General features: G+C 54.1%; 5 protein-coding genes and 1 pseudogene. All 6 read left to right on the top strand.

Features of this window, described 5'->3' with window-relative positions; all coding sequences use genetic code 11:
• Positions 1-329 precede the first annotated feature (329 nt).
• On the top strand, positions 330-1,334 hold the full coding sequence (locus tag AC1DRN_RS29420) for a LacI family DNA-binding transcriptional regulator (RefSeq protein ID WP_223458738.1): 1,005 nt from the start codon (positions 330-332) through the stop codon (positions 1,332-1,334).
• Positions 1,335-1,633: 299 nt separating this feature from the next.
• Positions 1,634-3,298: a glucose-6-phosphate isomerase gene (gene pgi / locus AC1DRN_RS29415; protein ID WP_223458736.1), complete on the top strand. Its 1,665-nt coding sequence runs from the start codon at positions 1,634-1,636 to the stop codon at positions 3,296-3,298.
• 276 nt (positions 3,299-3,574) lie between these two features.
• On the top strand, positions 3,575-4,801 hold the full coding sequence (locus AC1DRN_RS29410) for a maltoporin (protein ID WP_223458734.1): 1,227 nt from the start codon (positions 3,575-3,577) through the stop codon (positions 4,799-4,801).
• A 493-nt stretch (positions 4,802-5,294) separates the two neighbouring features.
• The gene (gene gabP / locus AC1DRN_RS29405; protein ID WP_108219393.1) at positions 5,295-6,695 is read left to right on the top strand and encodes a GABA permease; all 1,401 of its coding nucleotides are present in this window, start codon (positions 5,295-5,297) and stop codon (positions 6,693-6,695) included.
• 112 nt (positions 6,696-6,807) lie between these two features.
• On the top strand, positions 6,808-7,923 hold the full coding sequence (gene gbdR / locus AC1DRN_RS29400; protein ID WP_223458732.1) for a choline metabolism transcriptional regulator GbdR: 1,116 nt from the start codon (positions 6,808-6,810) through the stop codon (positions 7,921-7,923).
• A gap of 73 nt (positions 7,924-7,996) precedes the next feature.
• A pseudogene (locus tag AC1DRN_RS29395) lies at positions 7,997-8,196 on the top strand (NAD(P)(+) transhydrogenase (Re/Si-specific) subunit alpha); the annotation flags it as partial.

Below are 8,196 nucleotides of genomic sequence, written 5' to 3'. Positions count from 1 at the left end.
ACCTAGGAAAGCGCTTGCGCAAGCGCTTTCGTCTCGGCTATGCTTTTTTCGACAGCGTCCCTGCGTCCCGTTAACGGTCCGCTACGTGGTCGTAAAAATAATAAAAAAGGAGTGCCCGGCTATGCTGCATAGCGGATTCCATCGTCTCGCCTCACCCGCTATCGGTGCGCAGCGCACCTCGCTGGGTCTTCCTCGATATTGCGCGCCTGTCCTTGCACCGATTCCTGGAGCTTGCGACACATTTTCTCGTCGTGAGCTTTACAATGGCTTACTGCCGGGCATGGTCCCGGCGCTATCCATGAATTCACGTGAGAAAGGAGTGGTACACAGTGGGCGCAAAGATGAGTGATGTCGCGCGGGCCGCAAACGTATCAATGTCTACGGTATCCCATGTACTCAACGGTACTCGCAAAGTACATCCGGACACCGTTCGTAGCGTGAATCAGGCTGTAGAGTCCGTAGGCTATATTCGAAACTCGCTCGCTCGGTCTCTGGCACGCTCCTCTTCAGGTGCTATAGGGGTAGCGATTGCTACGCTGTCAAACTATTACTTCAGTGAAACAGTACGTGCCATCGAAGCGGCATGTGCGAAAAACGGCTTGATGATGATTCTGGTCAATACGCAAAAAGATCCCGAACAAGAGCTTAAAGCGATCAAAGCGCTGCATGAAAGACGGGTTGACGGCATTGTACTGGCCTCGGAATATGATCCAGAAAATAGAGTATTTAATTACTTAAAGGCCAACAAAATACCCACGGTTCTCATCGACCGACTTCTGTCGACGTCTTTCGATCAGGTGGGGGTAGAGAATAAGCAATCCTCTCAAGAGTTGATTGCACACTTGATTAAACTTGGACATCGGCGTATCGGGATGGTCTCCGGACGATTGACCCAGTCTTCTTCTCTTGAACGAATTGACGGTTACCGTGCGGCCTTGGCTGACGCAGGCATTGCCTACGATGAGCAATTGGTTTGCTGTGGTGAATCGGCGATTGCGCCGGCCATGGAAGCGACTCGCCGTTTATTGGCGCTGGAGCAGCCGCCGACCGCCATCATGACTGCCAACAACCTGATGACCATTGGTGCTATGCAGGCCCTGCGTGCAGCAGGGCTTGAAGTGCCGAAGGACATCGCGCTGGTCGGCTTTGACGATTTCGATTGGGCGGATGCTTTTAGCCCCCGACTGACCGTTATGGCGCAACCTCTCGAGGAACTTGGAGCACAGGCGGTGAAGCTTCTATTGAAGCGTATCAAGCAACCGGAAGGACGATGCCAGACGCTTCGATTGAAACCCTCTTTAATTCAGCGAGACTCTTGCGGCTTTCCCAAATAATAGTACTCAGGCATTTATCCTGATGATCTGGCGGTTGCGGACGTGAATTATTGCAATTGTTTTTCCAAGTCCAGCCGCCTGAGTAACTTTTAAACTGAACGATCAGTAGCTCGTTTTTATTTGTCGTGCATGTTTGCATGGGCGCGCCGATCTGGTGGGCGCAGTCCGATAAAGGGTAGTCACTAAAACTGTAGCGCGTATCGCTGCTGGGCACTTGTGCGTTCGCGAAAGCAAAAAACCTCCACATTAGAATCGTTGGTTCAGACGGCGCAGGCCGTATTGGCAAAGAGGGACTGGGCATGAATAACTACAACAAAACGAGTGATGTGACTGCATTGCCGGCATGGCGCAATCTGCTCGACCATCGGGAGAGCATGAAAAACTTTAGTATGCGCGATGCCTTTCGAGATGACAGTAAACGCTTTCAGGACTTTTCCCTGGCGGGCTGCGGGCTGTTTCTGGATTACTCCAAAAACCTGATCACTCACGAGACGCGTTCATTGCTTGTAAACCTTGCTCGCGAGGCTGGCGTGGAGCAGGCAGCGCATGCCATGTTCAGTGGAGAAAAAATCAACTGTTCCGAGGGGCGTCCTGTGCTGCATACCGCGCTGCGGCGACCAGTGGGGGAACCCTTGATGGTCGATGACCGCAATTTGATGCGCGATGTGCATGGTGCCCTGGCGCAGATGACTGACGTTGTGAGTCGTATCCATAGTCATCTTTGGCGTGGTTACAACGATAAGGTCATCACTGATGTCGTAAATATTGGTATTGGTGGCTCATTTCTGGGCCCTGAGCTTGTCTCTGAAGCACTCGCGCCCTTCGCTCGGCATGGGGTGCGGTGCCATTACCTGGCTAACATCGACGGCAATGAATTCCGAGAGGTTACGGCCGATCTGAACGTAGAAACAACGCTGTTCATCATCTCCAGCAAAACCTTCGGTACCCTTGAAACGTTGAAGAACGCGCAAGCTTGTAGAAGCTGGTACCTGGCCAAGGGCGGGACGGAAGAGAAGCTATATCGCCACTTCATTGCGGTGACGAGTAATCGTCAAGCCGCGCTGGATTTCGGCATCCGTGAAGCAAACATTTTTCCTATGTGGGACTGGGTCGGTGGCCGTTACTCACTATGGTCGGCAATTGGCCTGCCGATTGCTCTGGCCATTGGCATCGCCAACTTCAAGGAACTGCTGTCCGGCGCGTACGCTATGGATCAACATTTCCTGAATGAACCATTGGAACAGAACCTTCCCGTTCTTTTAGCGGTACTTGGCGTTTGGTATCACAACTTTTGGGGTGCGCAAAGCTATGCGTTCTTGCCCTATGACCATAACCTGCGCAACTTCGTTAAACATCTGCAGCAGATGGACATGGAGTCCAATGGCAAAAGTGTTCGTCATGACGGCACGCCAGTCTCCTACACCACAGGCCCGGTAATCTGGGGTGGCGTGGGATGTAACGGACAGCACGCTTACCACCAATTGTTGCATCAAGGGACACCTCTAATTCCAGCTGACTTCATTGTGCCTGTGGTCAGCCACAACCCAGTGGCTGACCATCAGGAATGGCTGTACGCCAATTGTTTGTCTCAAAGCCAAGCGCTGATGCGAGGCAAAAACCGCGCTGAAGCTGAGGCAGAGCTAAAAGCCAAAGGCCTTTCATCCGGTGAGATCGAACGACTGGCGCCGCATAAGGTGATCCCCGGAAACCGCCCAAGCAATACCGTTGCTCTTGAGATCATCAATCCACATAGCCTTGGGGCGCTGATCGCCCTTTATGAACACAAGGTCTTTGTCCAGGGTGTCATTTGGGGAGTCAATTCGTTTGATCAATGGGGCGTGGAACTGGGCAAGGAGCTAGGCAACAGCGTCTACAACCTTCTGACTCGCTATGACGCGGAACCGGCAGATGATTCCTCGACGCAAGGCCTTATAGATTTCTTCCGAGGACGTCATCGTGGTTAAGGTAGTTTGGGCTTCCAAGTGCATGGCCTGAAAATACACTCCAAAGGCTAAAACTTAAGGAGGGCTAACTAACTTATTGGTTAAGTAATCGCTTGCTTACCCTCGTCACTCCGCCTGGCACTGCATGGATTTTTCTCATGCTTTGGCTCAGGCGATACGGTGCGTTCTCTATTCGATTTAACTTATTTCCCGTTCGGGAACTTGTGTGTGGAGCTAGCGTGCTAGCTCGCATTATTGACCTTGTCCAATAAATATAAAAAACAAAAGGTGTCATGAATGAACGTTAAAACTCTCAGTGCAGTTCTGGGTGCGTCTTTTGCTGCCGGTTTTCTGCCCGTTGATGCGTATTCAACAGACTTCAGCGGCTACTACAGAACCGGAGTAGGAGATTCGACTCAAGGAGGGACACAGTCGTGTTTTCAGCTACCCGGCGCGCAGTCTAAATATCGCCTTGGCAACGAATGTGAGCAGTATCTGGAGCTGGATTTGCGCCAGGATCTGCTTTCACTGGACGACGGCTCAACGCTTAGCGTTGAAGGCATGGCACAGTTTAACAACGAGTATGGCCATGCCCCCAAATTTGACGGAGAGCACGGCTATACGCGGATGAGTCAGCTCTACGCAGAGTGGAGCAAGATGCCGGCATTGAATGGCGGTTCTTTCTGGGCGGGCCGTCGTTACTACAACCGAAACGACATCAATATTTCCGACTACTTCTACTGGAACCAAAGCTCAACGGGCTTTGGGTTCGACCAGGTCGCATTGGGAGATCTGAAATACAGCTACGTGCTCTCACGCAAGGACAACGTCTTCCAAAAGGATTTCGTTACCCGGCATGATGTGACCGTCAGCGGATTCAACACAAATCCCGGTGGCGAGGTTCAACTGGGCGTCAGTTATCTGGACAAGCCGAGCCGTGAGGATGCTCATCAGGGCTGGTCGGTGGTTGCCCAGCACAAGCAGGTTGCGTTTCTGGGCGGAGTCAACAAGTTCGCTGTTCAATACGGCCGAGGGCCAGGCACCGCATTGGGCTACACCGGTGATACCACGCTGGATGAGAGCAACAAGAGCTGGAGGCTCGTGGAGTTTTTCGATTGGCAGTTGACTCATGCTTTCAGTGGTCAAGTTGAACTGGTCTATCAAAAAGACACGCGCCCTGAAGGTGATGATCAGAACTGGTTATCCATTGGTGTTCGGCCAATTTATGCGTTCACGGATCAGTTCAAGTTGATCACCGAAGTTGGGCGCGACCAGGTTGAAGCCGCAGACGGTACCCGAAAACTCACTAAGTACACCATCGCGCCGACTTGGTCACCGAAGGGCCCGGGATTCTGGGACAGGCCGGAATTTCGTCTGTATTACACCTACGCTACCTGGAACAAGGCTGCGCAACGCGCCGCCAGCTTGCAATCTCCGGGATCGGCTCTGTCTGATACCGGTGCGTTTGGTACAGACTTGCAAGGCTCCAACGTAGGGGTTCAGATCGAGTATTGGTGGAAATAAACGCCCTTGTTGACGCCGATGCCGAATTGAACCACGTGCCGACGCAAGACCGACCCACCTCCAAATCAGCTCAATTCCAGCACAGGCATCGATTTGTGAGGAATCAGACTGGGTCAGTGACATCTCGGCAACTGGGTGTATTCGGCATCGGCGCCAACACGAGGATCGACGCTACTTTATTAAAAGAACTCTCAACGAACAGGAGATGACTGCCTTTGGCCACTTAGTGACTGACTGGTTTTAACCGCGAACACAATGTATTCATATGTCGATATCAGACACGGAGGTGGCGTGATCAGGTAATTGAATCATCGGACAAGCCGGGTAAGGTGGCGCATCTTTTTATCGAAATAACCACATCGCGATGATGGGTTTGATAAGAACTGCAGCGTTTGAAGGGTGCCTCCTTCAGGAAGCCCGGCAGGCAACAATGATGATGATCTGTGCCCCTATCAATTCGCTTAAATGTCGATCAGTAGAGAAAAAAAAACCAATGATTAGCCCGAACTCCAAGGATTCGAGTGGCCAATTGGCGCAGGGCTTCAAGCCTCGTCACGTCACAATGCTGTCAATCGCCGGTATCATCGGCGCCGGTTTGTTCGTTGGCTCAGGACATGCCATTGCAGCTGCCGGGCCGGCCGTCCTCCTGGCCTATCTCTTCTCCGGCCTGCTCGTCGTTCTGGTCATGCGCATGCTCGGTGAAATGGCGGTGGCCAACCCGGACACCGGTTCGTTCTCCACCTATGCCGACCAGGCCATCGGACGTTGGGCGGGCTTTACCATCGGTTGGCTCTACTGGTGGTTCTGGGTGCTGGTGATCCCTATCGAAGCACTGGCCGCCGGCCATGTGTTGAACCAGTGGTTTCCCCAGATCGATGCCTGGCTGTTCGCCCTGGTGTCGATCATTGCGTTGGTGATCACCAATCTGTTCAGTGTCTCCAAGTACGGCGAATTCGAATTCTGGTTCGCCATGGCCAAGGTGGTGGCGATCATCGGCTTCATCGGCGTGGGTTTTGCCGTGCTGATGGGCTGGGTGCCCGATCGGGAAGTCAGCGGACTGAGCGGACTGATGGCCGAGCATGGCGGATTCGCCCCCAACGGCCTGTCGGCGGTAGTCGGCGCGTTCATCACCATCATGTTCAGCTTCATTGGTACTGAAGCGGTCACCATCGCCGCCGCCGAATCCGACAACCCGTCGCAGAACATTGCCAAGGCCACGCGTTCGGTGATTTGGCGCATCGGCGTGTTCTACCTGTTGTCGATTTTCGTGGTCATCTCCGTGGTGCCCTGGAACGATCCTCTGTTGGCCTCGGTAGGTTCTTACCAGCGCGCACTGGAAATCATGAACATTCCCCATGCCAAGTTCATGGTGGACGTCGTAGTACTGATCGCTGTGGCCAGCTGCATGAACTCCTCGATCTACATTGCCTCGCGCATGCTGTACTCGCTGGGCCGTCGTGGCGATGCGCCGAAGGCGCTGAAGGCGACCTCCTCTGAAGGCGTGCCGCGGGCAGCCGTCATCGCCAGCACCGTGCTGGGTGCAGCGATCACCGTGTGGAGCTACTTCATGCCCGCCGGGCTGTTTGACTTCCTGCTGGCCAGCTCCGGTGCGATTGCCTTGCTGGTGTACCTGGCCATTGCGGTGTCGCAGCTGCGTATGCGCCGGATGCTACGTCGGCAGAATGTCGAACTGGCCTTTCGCATGTGGCTGTTCCCTTGGCTCACATGGCTGGTGATCGCGTTCATTTGCGCAGCGTTGGCGGTGATGATGATCACCCCGGAACACCGTAGCGAAGTGAGCTCGACCATTGGACTGGCGCTGGCGATTTCCTTTATCGGTCTTGTGACATCGCGTCAACCTGCGCGGGATGCAAGGGCGACGTCGGTGGGATAAAACCAGGGAGGTATTTGCGCCGAACCTGATACCCCCCGCGCGCCAAGGCTGGGGGTATTACAAGCTCCTGTGTCTCAGTCCGTAATCGCTCTTTGTGAGGGCATGACCCCCGATGTCATCGAAATCCACCGTGCCCGACAGTACCCCTACAAAATCAGTTGGTTTTCTGCTACTGGACAAGTTCACGTTGATTTCCCTGGCGTCAGCCGTAGAGCCCCTGCGCATGGCCAATCAGTTGTCGGGACAACAGCTGTATCGCTGGCATACGTTCAGCCCCGGTGGTGAGCCTGTCTGGGCCAGTGATGGCGTGCCGATCACCCCGGATGCTTCGTGGAGCAATCCATTGGTGGTGGACACTGTAATCGTGTGCGGCGGTGTTGGAATCCAGAGCGTGATTACCCGCGAGCACATTACCTGGCTGCAAGCCCTGGCGCGTCAATCCAGACGGCTGGGAGGCGTGTGCACGGGCAGTTGGGCACTGGCCAAAGCCGGGCTGCTCGACGGTTATGAGTGCAGTGTGCACTGGGAGTTTCTGGCCGCCATGCAAGAAGCTTTTCCGCGGGTCAGCATCAGTTCGAGTCTGTTCACCCTCGACCGAAACCGCTTCACAAGCTCCGGCGGAACGGCCCCTATGGACATGATGTTGCATCTGATCGGTCGCGATCATGGTCGTGAATTATCGGCTGCCATCTCTGAGATGTTTGTCTACGAGCGCATCCGCAACGAACAGGACCATCAGCGCGTTCCGCTCAAGCACGTGTTGGGAACTCATCAGCCCAAGCTGCAGGAGATCGTTGCGTTGATGGAGGCCAACCTCGAGGAACCGCTCGACCTGGATAACCTTGCACAATACGTTGATCTGTCGCGTCGACAGCTAGAGCGGCTATTTCAGAAATACCTTCACTGTACGCCGTCACGCTACTACATGAGGTTACGTCTTGTTCGAGCGCGACAACTGCTTAAGCAAACATCATTGTCGATCATTGAGTTGGCGTATGTATGCGGTTTCGTGTCCACACCCCACTTTTCCAAATGCTATCGCGAGTACTTTGGTGTTCCACCCAGCGACGAGCGTTGCGGCTCTGAAATGAGTCACAAACCGGCAACGCTTGCGACTACGCAGCAGTCATCGACCAGACCGCTGACAGCGCTCGACCAGGCTCGAAACGAATCGACTTTTGCCAGTGTTCGAATGATTGATCGTTCCGATTTGGCGCAATCGTGCTGATCGGCCGTCCTTGCCACCCCCATTCATCCGTAGTGCCTGGGTTTACTCAACAAGATCACGCAGGAGATTTGACGTGCACATTGGTGTTCCTCTCGAAACCCAGACCGGTGAAACACGGGTTGCCGCAACCCCGGAAACCATCAAGAAGCTGATCAGCCAGGGTCATAAGGTCACTGTACAAAGCGGCGCCGGCGTCAATGCCAGCGTTGTCGACAGTGCCTATGAAGCGGCCGGCGCAACCATTGGCAGCGCCAATGACGCGTTTGGCGCAGA

The organism is Pseudomonas sp. P5_B3 (assembly GCF_056400405.1).
This window is presented reverse-complemented; position numbering and strand designations above follow the sequence as displayed.